Annotated in this window: 15 protein-coding genes; 12 read left to right on the top strand and 3 right to left on the bottom strand. The window is 54.5% G+C overall.

Annotated elements, in window-relative coordinates; genetic code table 11:
• Positions 1 to 54 precede the first annotated feature (54 nt).
• From KGFNPO_RS08905 to KGFNPO_RS08875, 7 genes are all read left to right on the top strand, one after another.
• Positions 55 to 1,092: a sensor domain-containing diguanylate cyclase gene (locus KGFNPO_RS08905; protein ID WP_472630953.1), complete on the top strand. Its 1,038-nt coding sequence runs from the start codon at positions 55 to 57 to the stop codon at positions 1,090 to 1,092.
• 36 nt (positions 1,093 to 1,128) lie between these two features.
• Complete coding sequence (gene guaA, locus KGFNPO_RS08900) at positions 1,129 to 2,709, top strand: glutamine-hydrolyzing GMP synthase (RefSeq protein WP_472630952.1); 1,581 nt, start codon at positions 1,129 to 1,131, stop codon at positions 2,707 to 2,709.
• 188 nt (positions 2,710 to 2,897) lie between these two features.
• Positions 2,898 to 3,533, top strand: a complete 636-nt coding sequence (gene queE / locus KGFNPO_RS08895; RefSeq protein WP_472630951.1) for a 7-carboxy-7-deazaguanine synthase — start codon at positions 2,898 to 2,900, stop codon at positions 3,531 to 3,533.
• 18 nt (positions 3,534 to 3,551) lie between these two features.
• Positions 3,552 to 4,013 (top strand): 6-carboxytetrahydropterin synthase QueD, encoded by a 462-nt coding sequence (gene queD / locus KGFNPO_RS08890; protein ID WP_472630950.1) that lies wholly within the window; start codon positions 3,552 to 3,554, stop codon positions 4,011 to 4,013.
• Positions 4,006 to 4,485, top strand: a complete 480-nt coding sequence (gene tadA, locus KGFNPO_RS08885; protein ID WP_472634432.1) for a tRNA adenosine(34) deaminase TadA — start codon at positions 4,006 to 4,008, stop codon at positions 4,483 to 4,485. The genes queD and tadA overlap by 8 nt, the downstream gene beginning before the upstream one ends.
• A gap of 4 nt (positions 4,486 to 4,489) precedes the next feature.
• Complete coding sequence (ldcA, locus tag KGFNPO_RS08880; protein ID WP_472630949.1) at positions 4,490 to 5,422, top strand: muramoyltetrapeptide carboxypeptidase; 933 nt, start codon at positions 4,490 to 4,492, stop codon at positions 5,420 to 5,422.
• 246 nt (positions 5,423 to 5,668) lie between these two features.
• Entirely contained in the window at positions 5,669 to 7,270 is a 1,602-nt protein-coding gene (locus KGFNPO_RS08875) for an ABC-F family ATPase (protein WP_472630948.1), read from the top strand.
• 61 nt (positions 7,271 to 7,331) lie between these two features.
• Here the strand turns inward: KGFNPO_RS08875 and KGFNPO_RS08870 are convergent, their stop codons facing one another.
• Complete coding sequence (locus tag KGFNPO_RS08870; protein WP_472630947.1) at positions 7,332 to 7,553, bottom strand: hypothetical protein; 222 nt, start codon at positions 7,551 to 7,553, stop codon at positions 7,332 to 7,334.
• Between the two features lie 317 nt (positions 7,554 to 7,870).
• Here KGFNPO_RS08870 and nadA point away from each other — a divergent pair, with 317 nt between their 5' ends.
• The 3 genes from nadA to KGFNPO_RS08855 all read left to right on the top strand — a co-directional run bounded on the left by nadA (position 7,871) and on the right by KGFNPO_RS08855 (position 10,927).
• Positions 7,871 to 9,010, top strand: a complete 1,140-nt coding sequence (gene nadA, locus KGFNPO_RS08865; protein ID WP_472630946.1) for a quinolinate synthase NadA — start codon at positions 7,871 to 7,873, stop codon at positions 9,008 to 9,010.
• Positions 9,007 to 9,885, top strand: coding sequence for a carboxylating nicotinate-nucleotide diphosphorylase (nadC, locus tag KGFNPO_RS08860; protein WP_472630945.1), 879 nt, complete (start codon positions 9,007 to 9,009; stop codon positions 9,883 to 9,885). The genes nadA and nadC overlap by 4 nt, the downstream gene beginning before the upstream one ends.
• Before the next feature lie 352 nt (positions 9,886 to 10,237).
• Positions 10,238 to 10,927 (top strand): alpha/beta hydrolase, encoded by a 690-nt coding sequence (locus KGFNPO_RS08855; protein ID WP_472630944.1) that lies wholly within the window; start codon positions 10,238 to 10,240, stop codon positions 10,925 to 10,927.
• A gap of 513 nt (positions 10,928 to 11,440) precedes the next feature.
• On the opposite strand, the gene nadB is transcribed toward KGFNPO_RS08855, so the two are convergent.
• Positions 11,441 to 13,042: an L-aspartate oxidase gene (nadB, locus tag KGFNPO_RS08850; protein ID WP_472630943.1), complete on the bottom strand. Its 1,602-nt coding sequence runs from the start codon at positions 13,040 to 13,042 to the stop codon at positions 11,441 to 11,443.
• An 88-nt stretch (positions 13,043 to 13,130) separates the two neighbouring features.
• Entirely contained in the window at positions 13,131 to 15,794 is a 2,664-nt protein-coding gene (locus tag KGFNPO_RS08845; RefSeq protein ID WP_472634368.1) for a sensor domain-containing protein, read from the bottom strand.
• An 828-nt stretch (positions 15,795 to 16,622) separates the two neighbouring features.
• On the opposite strand from KGFNPO_RS08845, the gene KGFNPO_RS08840 reads away from it, so the two are divergent.
• Positions 16,623 to 17,222: a hemerythrin domain-containing protein gene (locus KGFNPO_RS08840; RefSeq protein WP_472634367.1), complete on the top strand. Its 600-nt coding sequence runs from the start codon at positions 16,623 to 16,625 to the stop codon at positions 17,220 to 17,222.
• Between the two features lie 128 nt (positions 17,223 to 17,350).
• Positions 17,351 to 17,701: a glycine zipper domain-containing protein gene (locus tag KGFNPO_RS08835; RefSeq protein WP_472634366.1), complete on the top strand. Its 351-nt coding sequence runs from the start codon at positions 17,351 to 17,353 to the stop codon at positions 17,699 to 17,701.
• The last annotated feature ends 215 nt before the right edge of the window (positions 17,702 to 17,916 follow it).

Genomic DNA, 17,916 nt, shown 5'->3' with positions numbered 1-17,916 from the left:
TTGTGACAGGTGCTAGTTACGCCTTTTGCTTGATCAGGAAGCTCCTGGATGACAATGACGCATCAAGAAAATATGGATGATTTGAGCTGTGCTAATACCGTACCGCTGGATGTCTCCGGTTTCAGCATTCATCAGCAAATTTTACGTATACGGCGTATCGGCAAGCGCTTGTTCGGTGTTACAAACTGCTTTGTCAGCATCGCCGATTACAAGGCAGGTAGTGCGGAATCCGAGCGCTCGATGGCAGCAATCGAAGCCGCTTTTGTCGATGGATTACCAATTCCGCAAGCTTTGTATGTGGCTAACGATACCCGTATCGATCCATCGTTGCGCCAACATCGACTGGTGGTAGGTGCGCCCTACATTCGTTTTTATGCGGCGCAGCCGATCACGGATGCGCAGAACCAGATTATCGGCAGTGTTTGTTTGGTCGACTATGCGCCACGTACTTTTAATCTGGAGGACGGGCAGCTTTTGGCCGACCTGGCAACCCTGTTCGAGCGTGAATTGCGGCTTAATAGCGCAAGCGCAACGCAACTCGATCTGATCAAGAAGAATCGCAATTTGCGACGGGATTCCCTAACCGATCCCCTCATCGGTACCTGGAACCGCGCCGCCATCACGCGCGCATTATCGGCCGAGATGGTCAATTGCCGTCAGGCACAAAAACCCTTGTCCATGGTTCTTGTTGATCTGGATTATTTTAGAAACATCAATGAAGAACATGGCCGTCCGAGCGGCGACACGTTGCTGCTCAAAGTAGTCAGCCGACTGCGTTCCTGCATCCGCCCCCACGATGCGCTGGGCCGTTACGATGGCGATCGATTCATGGTGGTCTTGCCCGGTGCGTCACATCTGGTTTCGCTGGCGGTGGCAGAGCGGATGCGCTTGGCCATCATGGCGCACACAGAAGTGGTCGGCGCTGTCAAACACCAATTAACGGTCAGCGCCGGCACCGTATCGACCGACACGTTTCCTGACGCAAGCTCCGAAGAATTGATCGACCGTGCCGAAAAAGCCTTGGTCGCGGCTAAAAAAACAGGCCGTAATTGTGTTGTCCAAGCTAATCCTGGCGAACCCTCGTCGTCTTAATGTCCGTTTTAATGTCTCTTTTGTAAAAGCGCCTCCATGCATTCTAAAATTCTCATTCTCGATTTCGGCTCCCAGGTCACGCAACTGATTGCCCGCCGCGTGCGCGACTCAGGTGTTTTTTCTGAAGTCTTTCCTTACGACGTATCGGATGAATTCGTTCGCAACTATGGCGCGGCCGGGGTGATTCTGTCGGGTGGACCGAATTCCGTAATGGAAGGCGATACACCGCGCGTACCGCAGGCAGTTTTTGAACTGGGCGTACCGGTGCTGGGCATCTGTTATGGCATGCAGTCCATGGCAGCCCAACTCGGCGGCCAGGTCGAAAACGGACTGGTGCGCGAATTTGGCTACGCCGAAGTACGCGCTCGTGGCCATACTGCCTTGCTCAATGAAATCAATGACTTCGTGACCGCCGAGGGCCATGGCATGCTCAAGGTATGGATGAGCCATGGCGACAAGGTGATTCAGATGCCGCCCGGCTTCAAGCTGATGGCATCGACCGACAACTGCCCGATTGCAGCGATGGCCGATGAAGAACGCCACTTCTACGCAGTGCAATTTCATCCGGAAGTCACGCATACCCTGCAGGGCAATGCCATCATCGGTCGTTTCGTACACGAGATTTGCGGTTGCAAGTCCGACTGGAATATGCCGGACTACATTGCCGAAGCTGTCGCCACCATTCGCCAGCAAGTCGGGCAGGACGAAGTCATCCTGGGACTTTCCGGCGGCGTCGATAGCAGCGTGGCTGCGGCCCTGATTCATCGCGCCATCGGCGACAAGCTGACCTGCGTCTTTGTCGACCACGGCTTGTTGCGCCTGGATGAAGGCAAGATGGTGATGGACATGTTCGGCAAGAATCTGGGCGTAAAAGTGATTCATGTCGATGCCACAACGCAGTTCATGGGTGCGCTGGTCGGAGTCTCCGACCCGGAAGCCAAACGCAAGATCATCGGTCGCGAATTTGTCGAAGTGTTCCAGGCCGAGTCCGGCAAGCTGGAAAACGCCAAATGGCTGGCCCAGGGCACCATCTATCCCGACGTGATCGAAAGCGCCGGCAAGGGCAAGAAAGGCCACACCATTAAGAGCCACCACAATGTTGGCGGCTTGCCGGATACCCTGAACCTGAAACTGCTGGAACCCTTGCGTGAACTATTCAAGGATGAAGTGCGTGAACTTGGCGTCGCACTCGGCCTGCCGCACGACATGGTGTATCGCCATCCATTCCCCGGCCCCGGCCTGGGTGTGCGCATTCTGGGCGAAGTGAAAAAGGAATTCGCCGATTTGTTGCGCCGTGCCGATGCCATTTTCATCGAGGAATTGCGCAATACCGTAGATGAAAACAGCGGCAGCAACTGGTATCAGCTGACCAGCCAGGCCTTTGCCGTATTCCTGCCGGTGAAATCGGTCGGCGTAATGGGCGATGGCCGTACCTATGAATACGTGGTGGCGCTGCGTGCAGTGCAGACGCAGGATTTCATGACTGCACACTGGGCACATTTGCCGCACGAGCTGTTAGGCAAAGTTTCAAACCGCATCATCAATGAAGTGCGCGGCATCAATCGTGTTGTGTATGACATCTCCGGCAAGCCGCCGGCGACGATCGAGTGGGAATGATTTTGGTCGATTGAACGCATTTTCGGCTTGTCCACAGGACGATGCGCCGCCTTGAGCGGCGCATCGTCTTTGTCTTTAGCGGGAACGCCATCTGCACGTTACAATTTGTGCCGTGACGCAGAATTTACTGTTCCGGGCTTGATGCCATTATTGATGCAGCCATTTTTTTATCCAATTTGAAGAACCCAGTGACATACAGCATCAAAGAAATTTTTTATACCTTGCAAGGCGAGGGCGCACACTCCGGCCGGCCGGCGGTGTTTTGCCGTTTTAGCGGCTGCAACCTGTGGTCGGGCCGCGAGGCTGATCGCGCCAGCGCAGTGTGTCGATTTTGCGATACCGATTTTGTCGGCACCGATGGCGAGCGCGGCGGAAAATTCCGCGACAGCGACGCCTTGGCGCACATGATAGCCGGCCTGTGGCCGCAGGATTATCCAATCAATAAATACGTCGTTTTTACCGGCGGTGAACCGTTGCTGCAGCTGGATGCTGCGCTCATTGCCAGCATGCATGCACACGGATTTACCATTGCCATCGAGACCAACGGGACCATAGCAGTGCCGGCCGGGGTGGACTGGATTTGCGTCAGCCCGAAAATGGGCTCGATATTGGCAGTCGAGCGGGGCAACGAGATCAAAGTCGTGATCCCGCAAGCCAGCCAGAACCTGGCCGACTATGCAGCGCTCGATTTCGAGCATTTTTTCGTGCAGCCGATGGATGGGCCGGATGCTGTTGCCAACACCCAGTTGGCGATCGAGACCTGCAAGCATAATCCGCAATGGAAACTCAGCCTGCAAACTCATAAACTGTTACAGATTCCTTAATTAAATGAAGTACACACCATGTTGACGATTACCCGCAAGTTGGAGTTCGATGCCGGCCATCGCATTCCCGACCATAAAAGCCAGTGCCGCAACCTGCACGGGCACCGCTATACGCTGCTCATTACGCTAGTCGGCGCGGTGGTTGAGGAAGATGGTCAATCGGATAACGGCATGATCATGGATTTTTCCGACATCAAAGCACTTGCCAAAACCCATTTGGTCGATCTCTGGGATCATGCTTTTCTGGTGTACAAGAACGATACTGCGGTCAGGCAATTCCTGGACAGCATGCCGGATCACAAGACCGTAGTGCTGGAGCGCATCCCTACGGTCGAGAATCTGGCTAGCGCAGCCTTTGATATTCTTAAAAATGTCTATCAGGACAGATACGGCACCGGTTTGTCCTTAAGCAAAATCACGCTATATGAAACGCCCAATTGCTGGGCAGAAGTTGACGGCAGCGGTAATGGGAATGGATGACACCTTCTTCATGGCTCAAGCTTTGGAACAGGCGCAAAAAGCCTGGGATTTGGGCGAAGTTCCGGTCGGCGCAGTGCTGGTCAAGGATGGCCGGATCGTGGCGGTTGGCTGCAATCAGCCGATTGGCGCGCATGACCCGACCGCGCACGCAGAAATCATGGCCTTGCGGGCGGCGGCGCAAGTGCTGGGCAATTACCGGCTGCCCGGCTGCGATTTGTACGTCACGCTGGAGCCGTGCGCGATGTGCGCGGGAGCGATGATGCATGCGCGCTTGTCGCGCATTATTTTTGGTGCGTCAGACCCAAAAACCGGCGCATGCGGCTCGATCATCAACCTGTTCGCACAAGAAAAACTGAATCACCACACAGAAGTCGTCAGTGGCGTACTGGCGCAGCAATGCAGCACATTACTAAAGGATTTTTTTGCCCAGCGCCGCCAGATGCAGCAAAACAAATCTTTGGAAGTGCAATGACGCAATGACCATTAATCTCCCACTTGTCGCCCAGAATGTCGGCGTCGCTTTAGTCGCTCCCAGCGGTTATCCGGCTGACGACAGCGCGTTGACGCGTGGTATTGCGCTGCTGCAGGCGCAAGGCTGTCAGATTCATAATTATTATGACCCGGCGGCAAGTTACCAGCGTTTCGGCGGCACCCCAGCATCTTGCCAGGCGCAACTGGAGGCGGCAGCCGCCAATCCGGAAGTGCAAATCATCATGGCGGTGCGCGGCGGTTACGGCTTGTCGCGCTTGCTGCCGGCGCTGGATTTGGCACAACTGGCTGCCAGCGGCAAGCTTTTTGTCGGGCACAGCGACTTTACCGTGCTGCAGATGGCATTGCTGGCGCAGAACAATACCGTCAGTTTTGCCGGCCCGATGCTGTGCAGCGACTTTGGCCGCGAGGATGTCAGCGCTTTCACCATCACCCATTTCTGGGATTGCCTGCGCTCCACCTCGTATCGGATCACGGTGCAGGCAGAGGGCAATCCTACCGTCGATACCGAAGGAATCCTGTGGGGCGGCAATCTGACGATCCTGAATCATTTGCTTGGCACACCGTATTTCCCGCAGATCAAGAACGGCATCCTATTTGTCGAGGATATCAACGAACATCCGTACCGGATCGAACGCATGCTGCTGCAACTGCTGCACGCGGGCGTTTTGGCGCAGCAAAAGGCGATCATTCTGGGCGATTTTTCCAGCTATCGCGTCACAGACTACGACCGTGGCTACGATTTTGGCGCGATGCTGGCGTTCATGCGCTCCCAATTGAATGTTCCTATCCTGACCGGACTGCCTTTCGGCCATATAGCGGACAAATTGACTTTACCGGTGGGTGCACGCGCACAACTGGGATCGGATACAACATCGTTTCAACTCACTTTTTCTGCATATCCGGGACTGGCGCGCTGACAATCTGTAACGCAGATTAAATATACTAATATAGGTATATTTTATTGCCGCAATGATTACATGCGGAAAAATATGCATTTTTTGAAAATATAAGGGAGTATGTCAAATGCCCGATTCAAGGAATGCCATAACGATTCGAAATTCACGTGCTCGCTTCACGACACGCCGCAGCAAAGTCAAAATAAGCGCTTGACTTACAAGGTATAATAGGCAGTTATTCAGTTCACCTTTTTAAGGGTTTCAGCAGTGCTATCTACAGCAAACATCACCATGCAGTTCGGCGCCAAGCCGTTGTTCGAAAACATTTCCGTCAAATTCGGCGATGGCAATCGCTATGGCCTGATCGGCGCCAACGGTTGCGGCAAATCCACCTTCATGAAGATTCTGGGCGGCGATCTCGATCAGTCTGCCGGCACGGTCATGCTCGACACCAATGAGCGTTTGGGCAAATTGCGCCAGGACCAGTTTGCTTTTGAAGAGATGCGAGTGCTGGATGTAGTGATGATGGGCCATACCGAGATGTGGGCGGTGATGGCCGAACGCGACGCGATTTACGCCGATCCGGAAGCCACTGACGACGACTACATGAAAGCCGCCGATCTGGAAGCGAAATTCGCCGAATACGATGGCTATACCGCAGAATCGCGCGCCGGCGAATTATTGCTGGGCGTCGGGGTTGCGATTGAACAGCACCAGGGGCCGATGAGCAACGTCGCGCCCGGCTGGAAATTGCGGGTATTGCTGGCGCAGGCATTGTTCTCCAACCCGGACATCCTGCTGCTCGATGAGCCAACCAATAACCTCGACATCAACACCATTCGCTGGCTGGAAGACGTGCTCAACGAGCGCAACTCGACCATGATCATCATTTCGCATGATCGCCATTTTCTGAATCAGGTCTGCACCCACATGGCCGATATGGATTACGGCACATTGAAAGTGTATCCGGGCAATTACGACGACTACATGTTCGCTTCCACGCAAGCACGCCAGCAGCAGCAATCGGTGAATACCAAAGCGAAAGAAAAAGTCGCCGAACTGCAGGATTTCGTGCGCCGCTTCTCAGCCAATAAATCGAAGGCACGCCAAGCTACATCGCGCGCCAAGCAGATCGAGAAGATCAAGGTCGAGGACCTGAAACCATCGTCGCGTCAAAACCCATTCGTGCGTTTTGATGGTGAAAAGAAATTGCATCGTCAGGCAGTCGAGGTGCAGGGCTTGAGCAAAAGCTATGATCACACGATTTTCAAAAACGTCAACCTGATGGTCGAAGCCGGCGAACGGATCGCCATCATCGGCGCCAACGGCATCGGCAAAACCACTTTGCTGCGCTGCATCGGCGGGGATGTTGTATGCGGTTTGCATGCGGATAGCGGTTTTGCAAAATGGGCCGAACATGCGGATGTGGGCTACATGCCGCAAGACCCTACCGAAAATTTCGCCAAAGACATCAATCTGACCGAATGGATGGGCCGCTGGACTACGGAAGGCGATGACGACCAGGCGGTGCGCTCGATTCTGGGCCGCTTGCTGTTCAGTGGCGATGACGTGAAAAAATCGGTAACCGTGTTGTCCGGCGGCGAAAAAGGTCGGATGACCTACGGCAAGCTGATGCTGGGCCGCCATAATGTGCTGTTGATGGATGAGCCGACCAACCATATGGATATGGAAACGATCGAGTCGCTCAATATCGCACTGGAAAAATACGCCGGCACGCTGATCTTTGTTTCACATGACCGGGAATTCGTTTCCTCGCTGGCAACCCGTATCCTGGAGATCAAGGACAATGAAGTCGTCGACTATTTGGGTAACTATGAGGATTACCTGAGCAGTCAGGGGATTGCTTAACCGTTCCGGAAAGCCTCACTAAAAAAAGCGCACTGTTGATTTAAGCACAGTGCGCTTTTTGTCATTTCGGGTTATTGCTGAGTTGAATGTAGCCGTTGTCGAGCAACTCCTGGATGCTGGATTCGCCGAGCCCGAGGCCGGATACTTTTTCCAGTAAATCAGCAGTGCTGTGCCGGCCGTCGATCATCACCAGCAGCGCGCGCAGCCGCAGCGCCAGACCATATTTGCGCATGGCTATCTCTTCGCGGCCTTTTTGGGATTTGTCGAAAATGCTATTGTTCATGGAGACAGCTTCAGTCTGGTGATCATTGCGGGGCAGGCACGATTGCACATGCTTCGGCAAAGAATTTTATCGGAAAAATTTCATCTTGAAAACGAGCGTAAAATTCGTGCTGTTGCCAAATCGTGTTTTATTGAACCGAATTGCACCGCATAAAACACGACGCAGAGCATAGCAGACCGTGCCTCGCAGGTATTGATTTCCAAGGAAGACTGCAGGTACTCCAGGGCGATATCGGATACCTTGTTTTCATACACCATGCGCCGATACCAGCCGTACCGAAAGCCACCGTCAACCCTTCTACACTGACCAAACCGCATATGCAAACTCAAGTGATCAAACCCGTTGAATTCGAGCGCCCGCAAATGGAAACCGGTTCCAGTTGTACCGCGCAGGCCTGGGCCCGCACGCCCGCCGAGCCGTCGCCCGCCGAAAAAATTGCTCTGAAAGAACGCATCAGGCGCTTGCTCAAGGAACGCGATGCAGTACTGGTGGCGCATTACTATGTCGATCCCGATATACAGGATCTGGCCGAAGAAACCGGCGGCTGCGTATCGGATTCGCTGGAGATGGCGCGCTTCGGCCGCGATCATCCGGCCCAGACGCTGGTGGTCGCCGGCGTGCGCTTCATGGGCGAAACCGCAAAAATTCTGAGTCCGGAAAAACGCGTGTTGATGCCCGATCTGGACGCCACCTGCTCGCTCGACCTGGGTTGCCCGGCCGACGAATTTGCCGCCTTCTGCGATGCCCATCCGGACCGCACCGTGGTGGTGTATGCGAATACCAGCGCAGCGGTAAAAGCCCGCGCCGACTGGATGGTGACTTCCTCCATCGGGCTCGATATCGTGGCCCATTTACATGCACAGGGTAAAAAAATCTTGTGGGCGCCAGACAAACATCTGGGCGGCTATATCCAGAAAAAAACCGGTGCCGACATGCTGCTGTGGCAGGGTTCGTGCCTGGTGCATGATGAATTCAAGGCGGTCGAGCTGGAATTGCTGAAGCAACAATATCCGCATGCAAAAGTGCTGGTGCATCCGGAGTCGCCGGAGGCGGTGGTGGCCTTGGCCGATGTGGTCGGCTCCACCTCGCAAATGATTGCGGCCACCCAAACGCTGGATACCGATACCTTCATCGTGGCAACCGATAACGGCATCCTGCACAAGATGCGCATGGCAGCGCCGACCAAGCATTTCATCGAAGCGCCGACCGCCGGCAACAGCGCCACTTGCAAGAGTTGCGCCCATTGCCCATGGATGGCGATGAACGGCTTGGCGAACTTGGCTGATGTACTGGAAAACGGCAGCAGCGAAGTCTTTGTCGATGCTGAAATCGGTCGCAAGGCAGTGCTCTGCATCGACCGGATGCTCGATTTTGCCGCCGCAAAGAAAGCCAATGTGCGCCCCGGTGCCGATCTGGCGCAGGAAGCCAAGTTGTTTTCAGGGATCGGACCGGCATGAGCACCTTGAGCAACCGATTTGCGCCGATGGATGCCGAGCTGGCGGCAGCCTTTGAAGAGAATATCCGGGTCGCGCTGCAAGAAGATATCGGCAGCGGCGATGTCACCGGCCGCTTGGTGCCGGAACATGAATGGGTCAAGGCCCGCGTGCTGGTGCGCGAAGAAGCCGTTTTATGCGGCGCGCCGTGGTTTGAAGGTGTGATGCAATCGGTCGGCCCCGGCATCCGGATCGAATGGTGTTACGCGGAAGGCGATCTGATGACGCCCGACAGCACAGTCTGTACGATTGAAGCGCCGGCGCGCGCGTTGCTGACTGCGGAGCGCAGCGCCTTGAATTTTCTGCAACTTTTGTCCGGCGTGGCGAGCGCCACACGGCGTCATGTGACGACAATCGAAGGCACTCGCGCTGCGATTCTGGATACCCGCAAGACTTTGCCGGGGTTGCGGCTGGCGCAGAAATACGCGGTGTGCGTGGGCGGCGGTCAGAATCAGCGTCTGGCCTTGTATGACGGCATTTTGATCAAGGAAAACCACATTGCCGCGGCCGGCAGCATCGGCGCGGTGATGGCCGCAGCGCTGGGTTTGCGTTCCGGCGTACCGATTCAGATCGAGGTCGAAACCTTGCAACAGCTAGCCGAAGCGCTGGCCGCCGGCGCCAGATCCGTGCTGCTAGATAATTTCAGCACCGATGCGCTGCGTGAAGCGGTCCACATCACCGCCGGGCGTGCGTTGCTGGAAGCCTCCGGCGGCATCAACATGACGACGCTGCGCGCGATTGCCGACACTGGCGTCGACCGGATCTCGATCGGCGGCTTGACCAAGGATGTACGGGCCACCGATTATTCATTGCGGATCGTGGGGAAGCTGCCAGCATGACCCATTAGGGACGCACGCAGAATTCGGCAAATAAAGCACACTAATCAGCTTGAAGCCTGAGAGATCGGGCCTCAAGCGTTAGACAACGCCGAAATCGGCCCTAATTTGACGCAAATTTCACCCCGCGGCTGGCGCCCGGTTGACGTATAGGTCAATCTGACAGGCCACTGGTGGAATCAGAAAAAAATTGTATTCGCCATGGCGTGGTCTATCCTTACACGACGGCGGCAGGAAACAGGTAGAGTCGCTTGGCGTGTTGGTGCGAAATGCGTCAGGGGCGTTCCCGACGTTAGCTTGGCCAATTTCTTGAAGTCGGCACCCAAGTCTGGGGCAACAACCAAGGAGGATCACGATGACTACTAAATTAACCATCTTGTTAGTGCACGGGGCATGGGGCGACGGCTCGCACTGGCGCCACGTCATTCCGCCGCTCCATGCCAAGGGCTACCGGGTCTGCGCGGTACAGAATCCGCTGACGTCATTGGCCGACGATATCGATCGCACCAGCAAACTCGCGGCGGCGCAGGATGGCCCGACCTTGCTGGTCGGCCATTCCTACGGTGGCGCAGTTATCACGGGTGCCGGCCACGTGCCCAATGTTGTTGGTCTCGTCTATGTAGCAGCATTCGCCCCCGACGAAGGGGACAGTCTCGCCAGTATTTTCGGGCGGCAAGCATCTCCTTCAGGCGGTGATATCCGTCCCGACAAGGACGGGTTTCTCTGGATCACTCCCAACAAGTTTCGTGAAAGCTTTGGCCAAGACCTCGACGAGACTGAGGCGCTGGTGATGGCACTGACGCAGAAACCGATCGCGGCCCGCTGTTTCGATGACAAGTCCGGAGCGCCGGCGTGGAAAGTAAAACCGAGCTGGTACCAGGTTTCGGCGAACGACCGCATGATCCCGCCGGAAACCGAAACGTGGATGGCGCAGCGCATGAATCCCAAGAAAACGATCACGTTGCAAGCGAGCCATGCGTCCCTGGCCTCGCATGCCGATGAAATCGTTGCCCTGATCGAGGAAGCTGCCTGCTTCTTCGAGTAAACGTTCGTTCGGGCGCCCGAGCGGCACTGTCAAATTAACCACACTTGCCAGCTGGATTGTTGCCGTCTTCTACGAAACAATCCGGCTGTGGTACGGCAATATCCACATAGAGCACTCCTTCCGTCGGCCACTAACCTAGTACGTCCCAGACCAAATCGCCACTGCGGAGTTGCGCATCTCCCAGGCACCAACCGCAGGGCGGGAATACTCCCGCTGCCACAGTTCTTAGCGTACGATTTTTTCCGTTTCGTGAGCTGCCCCCTAGCAGCCCGTCGGACTTGGAAAATTGAAACGTGATTAGATGCCTGAAGCACGTAAAAATAGGATTTTGAAGTCGTTCATGCCATTTAAGCGCGGAAAGAGTCTTAACGTGCTTTATTTCCCGTTTTCTGAAACAGCCCCCATTAGTTCATGTTTTATGGGGGTATGCCTGAAATCAAGCTTGTTACCGCATAAATATATTGCGGTCTTAAAAAATGCACGGAGCAGTATGCTGCCGTGCATTTTTCATGGCTAAAGTCGTTTCGGCGACAGCACACTCGGCAATGCCTTGGGCAAGGTAGCCGGATAGTCGCGGCTGTAATGCAGGCCGCGGCTCTCGCGCCGGATCAGCGCGCTATTTACGATCAGCGAAGCGACTTCCACCAGGTTGCGCAATTCCAACAGATCGCTGGTGATGCGGAAATTGGCGTAGTACTCGTGGATTTCTTTCTTCAACAGGCTGATCCGGTGTTGCGCCCGATCGAGGCGCTTGGTGGTGCGCACGATACCGACGTAATTCCACATTAAGCGGCGCAATTCATCCCAGTTATGCGAAATCACGACTTCTTCATCGGCATCGGTGACGCGGCTTTCGTCCCATTGCGGCAGCGATGGGTGGATTGTCCTTGGCGCGCGGTCGATCTCCAGCGCGGCAGCGCGGCCCAGCACCAGGCATTCCAGCAACGAATTGCTGGCCAGGCGGTTGGCGCCATGCAAGCCGGTATAAGCGCTTTCGCCTACCGCATACAAACCTGCGATATCGGTGCTGCCGTTCATGTCGGTGACTACGCCGCCGCAGGTATAGTGGGCCGCCGGCACCACTGGGATCGGCTCCTTGCTGATATCGATACCGAGTTCCATGCAGCGTGCATAAATGGTCGGAAAATGCTCTTGCAGGAATTCCGGGGTCTTGTGGCTAATGTCCAGATGGACATAATCGAGGCCGCGCTTTTTCATTTCGAAATCAATCGTGCGGGCGACTACGTCGCGTGGCGCCAGTTCGGCACGGGCGTCATGTTCCGGCATGAAACGCAGTCCAGCCGCAGCGCCCGCTTCCGGCGGCAACTTGAGCAGGCCGCCTTCGCCGCGCATCGCTTCCGAAATCAGGAATGACTTCGCGTACGGGTGGTACAGGCAAGTCGGATGGAACTGGATGAATTCCATATTGGCCACCCGACAGCCGGCACGCCAAGCCATCGCAATGCCGTCGCCGGTGGCGGTATCCGGATTGGTGGTGTACAAATACACCTTGCCGGTGCCGCCTGTGGCCAGCACGGTGTGCCCAGCGGAAATCGTGATGACTTTTCCGGTGACTACATCCTGCACATACAGCCCAACACACTCCGGCGTTAGCGATTTCTGGTCCAGCTTGGTGGATGTGATCAGGTCAATCGCGTAATGGTTTTCCAGCAGCGTGATATTCGGGTGCTTGCGCACTTTTTCTTCCAGCGTGACCTGTACTGCGTGGCCGGTGGCGTCGGCCGCGTGAATGATGCGGCGCTGGCTATGGCCGCCTTCGCGGGTCAGGTGGTAGCCGAGTTCGGCGTTGTCGTCGCGGGTAAATGGCACGCCTTGGGAGATCAGCCATTCAATCGCTTCGCGCCCGTGTTCGACGATGTTGCGGGTGGCCGCCTCGTCGCACAATCCTGCGCCGGCGATTAAAGTGTCTTCGATATGTTGCGCGTAACTGTCGCCGGAATCGAGCACGGCGGCAATCCCGCCCTGGGCCCAGTTGCTGGCGCCGTCGAGCAGATGCCGCTTGGTAACGACGGCGACTTGATGATTTTCAGCCAGGTGGAGCGCTACGGAGAGGCCGGCCAAGCCGCTACCGATAATGACGACATCGAATTTCATGGGAGTCTATGAATGAGTTGGTTAAGGGACGGGAGACCAGGGACGAGGAACTATAGCGGTTGCAACGTCAAAGGTGCCATTGTGCGCTTCAATCCATCTGGATATGTTCTGGCTTGACTTCGGTGTATTTGCGTTCTGGCATGACGAGCCATTTTTCCACTTCCTGTGCGCTGATTGGGGGCGAAAACAGAAATCCTTGCCCGATGTCGCATCCTAATCTGGTCAGTTCAGCTATTTGTTCCTGCGTTTCCACGCCTTCTGCGACGATATCGAGTGCCAATGTTCTGGCTAATGCAATGATCAGGCGAACAATTTCTTTCTCGCTCTTTTTCGTGGCTATGCCAGTCACGAAAGCCTTATCTATTTTCAGCGTGTTCATCGGCAGTTTTTGCAGATACGCCAGCGAGGAATAGCCGGTACCGAAATCGTCCAGTGCCAGACGCAATCCCAGTCGCTTGAGCTGTGTCAGGCTTTCTATCACTTGCAACGGATTTGCCATGACCGCAGTTTCGGTCAACTCAAGTTCGATGCTGCCCGGTATTACGCGCGATTCTTCCAGAAGGCGCGTGACTGTTGACAGAAATTCCGGTTGCAGTAATTGACGCATCGAAACATTAACTGCAACGCTCATGCCGGTCACTTGCGGGAATACGGTTTGCCAGTGCCGTTGCTGTTTGCAGGCCTGCTCCAGCACCCATAATCCGATCGGTATGATGAGGCCGTTGCTCTCTGCAATCGGGATGAATTCGGCCGGTGAAATTTCCCCGTACTGCAGGCTGTTCCATCGCAGCAGCAGCTCCAGTCCCTTGAGAGTGCGATCTTGCATCGCAACTTTCGGCTGATACAGAACGCTGAGTTCATTGCGTTCCAGCGCGAAATGCAAAGCAGCATCGAGCTGGGCGCGCCGGGTCGAGATGTCGTGCAGCGAAGCGTCAAAAATTTTGATACGGTTGTGGCCCAGCTCTTTGGCTTGATACATGGCCGCATCGGCATCGCGGATCAGGTCGGAAGGACTGTTGTGGTCGTCGCGCATCTGGGCGATGCCGATGCTGGCGCCGATCTTGACCACGACGTCATTGACAGTAATCGGCAAGGATAACGCCTGCAACAGCGCCTGGGCTTTGGCAGTGGCTTCAGTGAGCGAAGCCTTGACCAGAATCACGAATTCATCGCTGCCGAAGCGGGCTGCAAAATCCGTATTGTCGAGTTGTGCGCCAAAGCGTCGCGTGATTTCCCGCAGGCACTTGTCGCCGAATTCATGGCCGTGGATGTCGTTGACGTTCTTGAAGGAATCGAGATCGCAAAACAGCACTGCGAACTTGTCCTCTGTCGTATGGAAAAGAACAATGCTCTCCGCAATGCTCTGCAGCATGTAACGGCGATTGGCCAAGCCAGTCAATGGATCGTGTAGCGCCTGATATTTCAGATGAACTTCATATTCCTTGCGATAGGTGATATCGCGCATTTTATTGAGCACGCCAATGGTGTTGCCATTGCTGTCGCGCAACGGATACTTGCTGGACTGGTACCAGCGCGGCGCCTCATCCTGTGTTTCGTTCTTCCAGACGCCTTCGATTTCGATATTTTGTACCGGTTCGCCACTTTGCATGATATTGGCATCGTACAACTGGCTTTCATGCGCGAGTTGCCTGGCAATATGCTTTTGTATCTCTGTGGACTGCATCAACATGACATCGTGATGGGTTTTGCCGCGTAAATCGTCTTCCGACAGGAAACCAAAGCTGCGTTGGAAAGTGCGATTGCTGATGGTGAAGCGCCCCTTCAGATCGGTGGCGTAAATCATGGATGGGTTGTGGTCCAGCACCGCGCGCAGCAGGCTGCGCTCATTGTCCAGTTTTTGCTCTGCCAGCTTGCGCTCGGTAATGTCGGTGATGGCGAAAACGAAGCCATGGATGGCATCGTCGTGCAGCATATTGTAGCCATAGGTTTCCAGCCATAGCCAGCGCCCATTCTTGTGCTGCAGCCGGTAGCGGGTAAAAATAGTGCTGTTTGGCAATTTCTGCAATGTGCGCAAATTTTTCTGATATGCGGCCAAATCGTCCGGATGGATCGAAGACGGCAGGCCATTGGATAAAATTTCGTGCTGCGGTGTGCCGACGATTTCCTTGATTGCCGCATTTACGAAAAGCACCTTGAAGTCGGCATCGGTAATGATTAAAACGTTATGGGTTACGCGGGCGATGGCATTGAAACGCGCCAGATCGACGTGCGCCTTGCGTGCCGTGACAAGATGAACGCGCAGCACTTCAGAGAGCAATACTGCCAGCGCACCGGTAAACATGGTCACAAAAAACTGGGATAGCAAGTCACTCGCGGGTACGCCTGCGAACAGGTTGAGCGTCAGGCCGGTGAGGCCGATTGCGGTTGCCACGCCTATCATCAACTTACCGCTCAGAATTAAAGGGAACAGGCCAGCCATCATGACCAGCCAGGGAAATGACAGCTGCGATGGCGACAGTGCGATCAGCGCCGCCAGCATGGCGCAACCCTCGATCAGGCTGCGCTTATGTGTGCTTTCCGGTGCGGTACTGGCAAGCAGGCGTTGCAGTGCAAGCAACAGCAAGAGTGCCAGCACAGCCGTTGCCACCAGCCGTGTATAGGACTCTGCTGCGTACCGCCAAGGCAAGACAAGCCCCGTATACAGCAGCGCCGAGGCATACAGGAACGGCGACAGGATACGAAAAACATCAGCGCCGGCGAGTGTGTTTTCCGATTTAAGAAAGGATCTCATCATCAGCAGACCGCAGCGCGCCGGGTGACTTTGCTGGCGGCTTCTGCTGTGCTGTTAATTTTTATAACTCTATTAATTAAGATGAAAAGAAAAAGGAAAAGGTACAAAGTTTGGCCCGAGCCACTTAAGCTGATTTTCGACGTGCAGGGGGTTAAAGATGCGCCGAGGCGCGTAATTGATTTCATTGCTGGAGCGGTTGCGGAGGTTCATTGACGCACGAACAATAGCAAATTTACATTGATTTGGACAGAAAAAACTGCCCTCGTTTAACTTGTTTTTAGCATGATGCCATCCTGATAATGGCGTTTCACTGTGTACGATTACCATAGTGCAATGCTGCCGATTTGCCATGGGGAAACGCGGTTATCCAAACACGTTGTCTGCAAGTATTTTTAGGTTGCGCTGCAACGGCCAGAAAGTTTTGACTAAAGAAATTGAGGTTTCCAGAGTTATCGCATTACCCACTAGAAATTCCGAGGCAATGCGTTTGATCAGGTCTGAGGTGTTTCATCACGCAAAAAATTTCCGGGAGTATAAGTAAAAACCATGTGATTGCCGCTTTATTTTTATGGTGTTTTAAAAATACATCATTAGGTATCTGATGTTATGCACTTTTTTAACTATGGCAGTGCGTAACATCATGTAAAAATTACAATTTTGACTGTAATTTTTACAAGTGGAATCGACTGTCGTTTGCGGATGTTACTTAGCGGCAGCACGGGGATGGCAGGATCGAGAGTTGGTTATTGCCTGGGTTAGCGCAGTTCGCCGTTTTGGCATGGCATTTGCATGAAATCGAGTCCGATTCACCAACCGATGGAGAATGTGATGGGACAACAAGCACAACCCGGCAGCAAGAGCCAATCCAGCAGCAAAAGATCGATTCCAAATGCGATCCAGTTGCTGACGGCCGATCATGAAAAAGTCAGCAAAATTTTTGAACAGTATAAAAAGCTCAAGGGCAAGGGCAAGGGCAAGGGCAGTGATGAGGAAAAACGTGCGCTGGTCAAGCAAGCCTGCAATGAATTGACAGTGCATGCGCAAATCGAGGAAGAGATTTTCTACCCGGCGATGCGCGAGGTGCAGGGCGCCGGAGATCTGCTCGATGAAGCGAAGGTGGAGCACACAACGGTCAAAAAACTGGTGTCAGAACTCGAATTCATGAATCCTGCCGATGAACTGTACGACGCCAAGTTCACGGTGCTGGCCGAATATGTAACGCATCATGTCAAGGAAGAACAGAACGAGTTATTTCCAAAGGCCAAGAAAAGCGGGATGGACCTGAATCAGCTCGGAGAAGAGCTTGACCACCGCAAACAGGCGCTGGCGGCGCTATATGGATTCGAAATGAAAATGCAGGACGCCCCACCTGCCAGCAGCGTGAAGCGTTCCCGGAGTGTGTCGTCAACCCAAAAAAGCGCTCACTAAAACCGGTGTGCGCGGAAAATCGTCTGGTTCGTCTTGCGCTGCTGTCTTGCGCTCGTTTAAACGGCGCATGGGCCAGAGCCTGCCAGAAGAAATACTGAAAGGCCATGATAATTTCAACGGAGGCAATAATGGATACTTTTGGAAACGTCAATTCGAATGCGAACGACCCGGGCAGTGCGTTGGGAACGGTCGGCGATCCGGCGAATGCGGGGGCACATGCCAAAATAGATAAAGTCTCTGACGTTGCCCGTACCGCTGTTGACAACCTTTCCGCAGGCGCCCATCAGGGTTTTGACAAGGCCGTCGATGCCGCTAGCCAGGCCGCCGCAACCTTCGACGTGAAGCGAGAAGAATTGAAAGTGGCGCAGGTGAAATTGATGGAAAGTTGTCGGAGTTACGTTCAACAGAATCCGCTAACGTCGCTGGGAATCGCTACCGCGGTCGGCTATGTTTTGAGCCGTTTGCTGAAATCACGCTAGTGTTCGGAGTTATTTTGAATAGGCCGAGAACGCTAGCGAGCGAGTCGAGAATTCACTAGAGCAAGCTGACGGCTCGAACGGCAAGATCGGCGGTATCGTCTGTTGCTTGGGCGAGTTGCATTTGAGTTGCATTTTAAGGCTTGCACGATGGCTCGTCCCGAGCCGCCGGATGTTCGCGATGTGCTTTTTTGTGCCACGCACGCGTTGTAAAGCTA

This window comes from Gelidimonas diazotrophica, from assembly GCF_055694025.1.
Note: the sequence above shows the minus strand (reverse complement) of the source record. Positions and strands in the feature narration are given on the sequence as shown.

Coding starts and splice junctions, on each gene's coding strand:
- KGFNPO_RS08905 (WP_472630953.1), top strand. CDS start 55: ATGACGCATCAAGAAAATATGGATGATTTGAGCTGTGCTAATACCGTA.
- guaA (WP_472630952.1), top strand. CDS start 1,129: ATGCATTCTAAAATTCTCATTCTCGATTTCGGCTCCCAGGTCACGCAA.
- queD (WP_472630950.1), top strand. CDS start 3,552: ATGTTGACGATTACCCGCAAGTTGGAGTTCGATGCCGGCCATCGCATT.
- tadA (WP_472634432.1), top strand. CDS start 4,006: ATGGATGACACCTTCTTCATGGCTCAAGCTTTGGAACAGGCGCAAAAA.
- ldcA (WP_472630949.1), top strand. CDS start 4,490: ATGACCATTAATCTCCCACTTGTCGCCCAGAATGTCGGCGTCGCTTTA.
- KGFNPO_RS08870 (WP_472630947.1), bottom strand. CDS start 7,553: ATGAACAATAGCATTTTCGACAAATCCCAAAAAGGCCGCGAAGAGATA.
- nadA (WP_472630946.1), top strand. CDS start 7,871: ATGCAAACTCAAGTGATCAAACCCGTTGAATTCGAGCGCCCGCAAATG.
- nadC (WP_472630945.1), top strand. CDS start 9,007: ATGAGCACCTTGAGCAACCGATTTGCGCCGATGGATGCCGAGCTGGCG.
- KGFNPO_RS08855 (WP_472630944.1), top strand. CDS start 10,238: ATGACTACTAAATTAACCATCTTGTTAGTGCACGGGGCATGGGGCGAC.
- nadB (WP_472630943.1), bottom strand. CDS start 13,042: ATGAAATTCGATGTCGTCATTATCGGTAGCGGCTTGGCCGGCCTCTCC.
- KGFNPO_RS08845 (WP_472634368.1), bottom strand. CDS start 15,794: ATGAGATCCTTTCTTAAATCGGAAAACACACTCGCCGGCGCTGATGTT.
- KGFNPO_RS08840 (WP_472634367.1), top strand. CDS start 16,623: ATGGGACAACAAGCACAACCCGGCAGCAAGAGCCAATCCAGCAGCAAA.
- KGFNPO_RS08835 (WP_472634366.1), top strand. CDS start 17,351: ATGGATACTTTTGGAAACGTCAATTCGAATGCGAACGACCCGGGCAGT.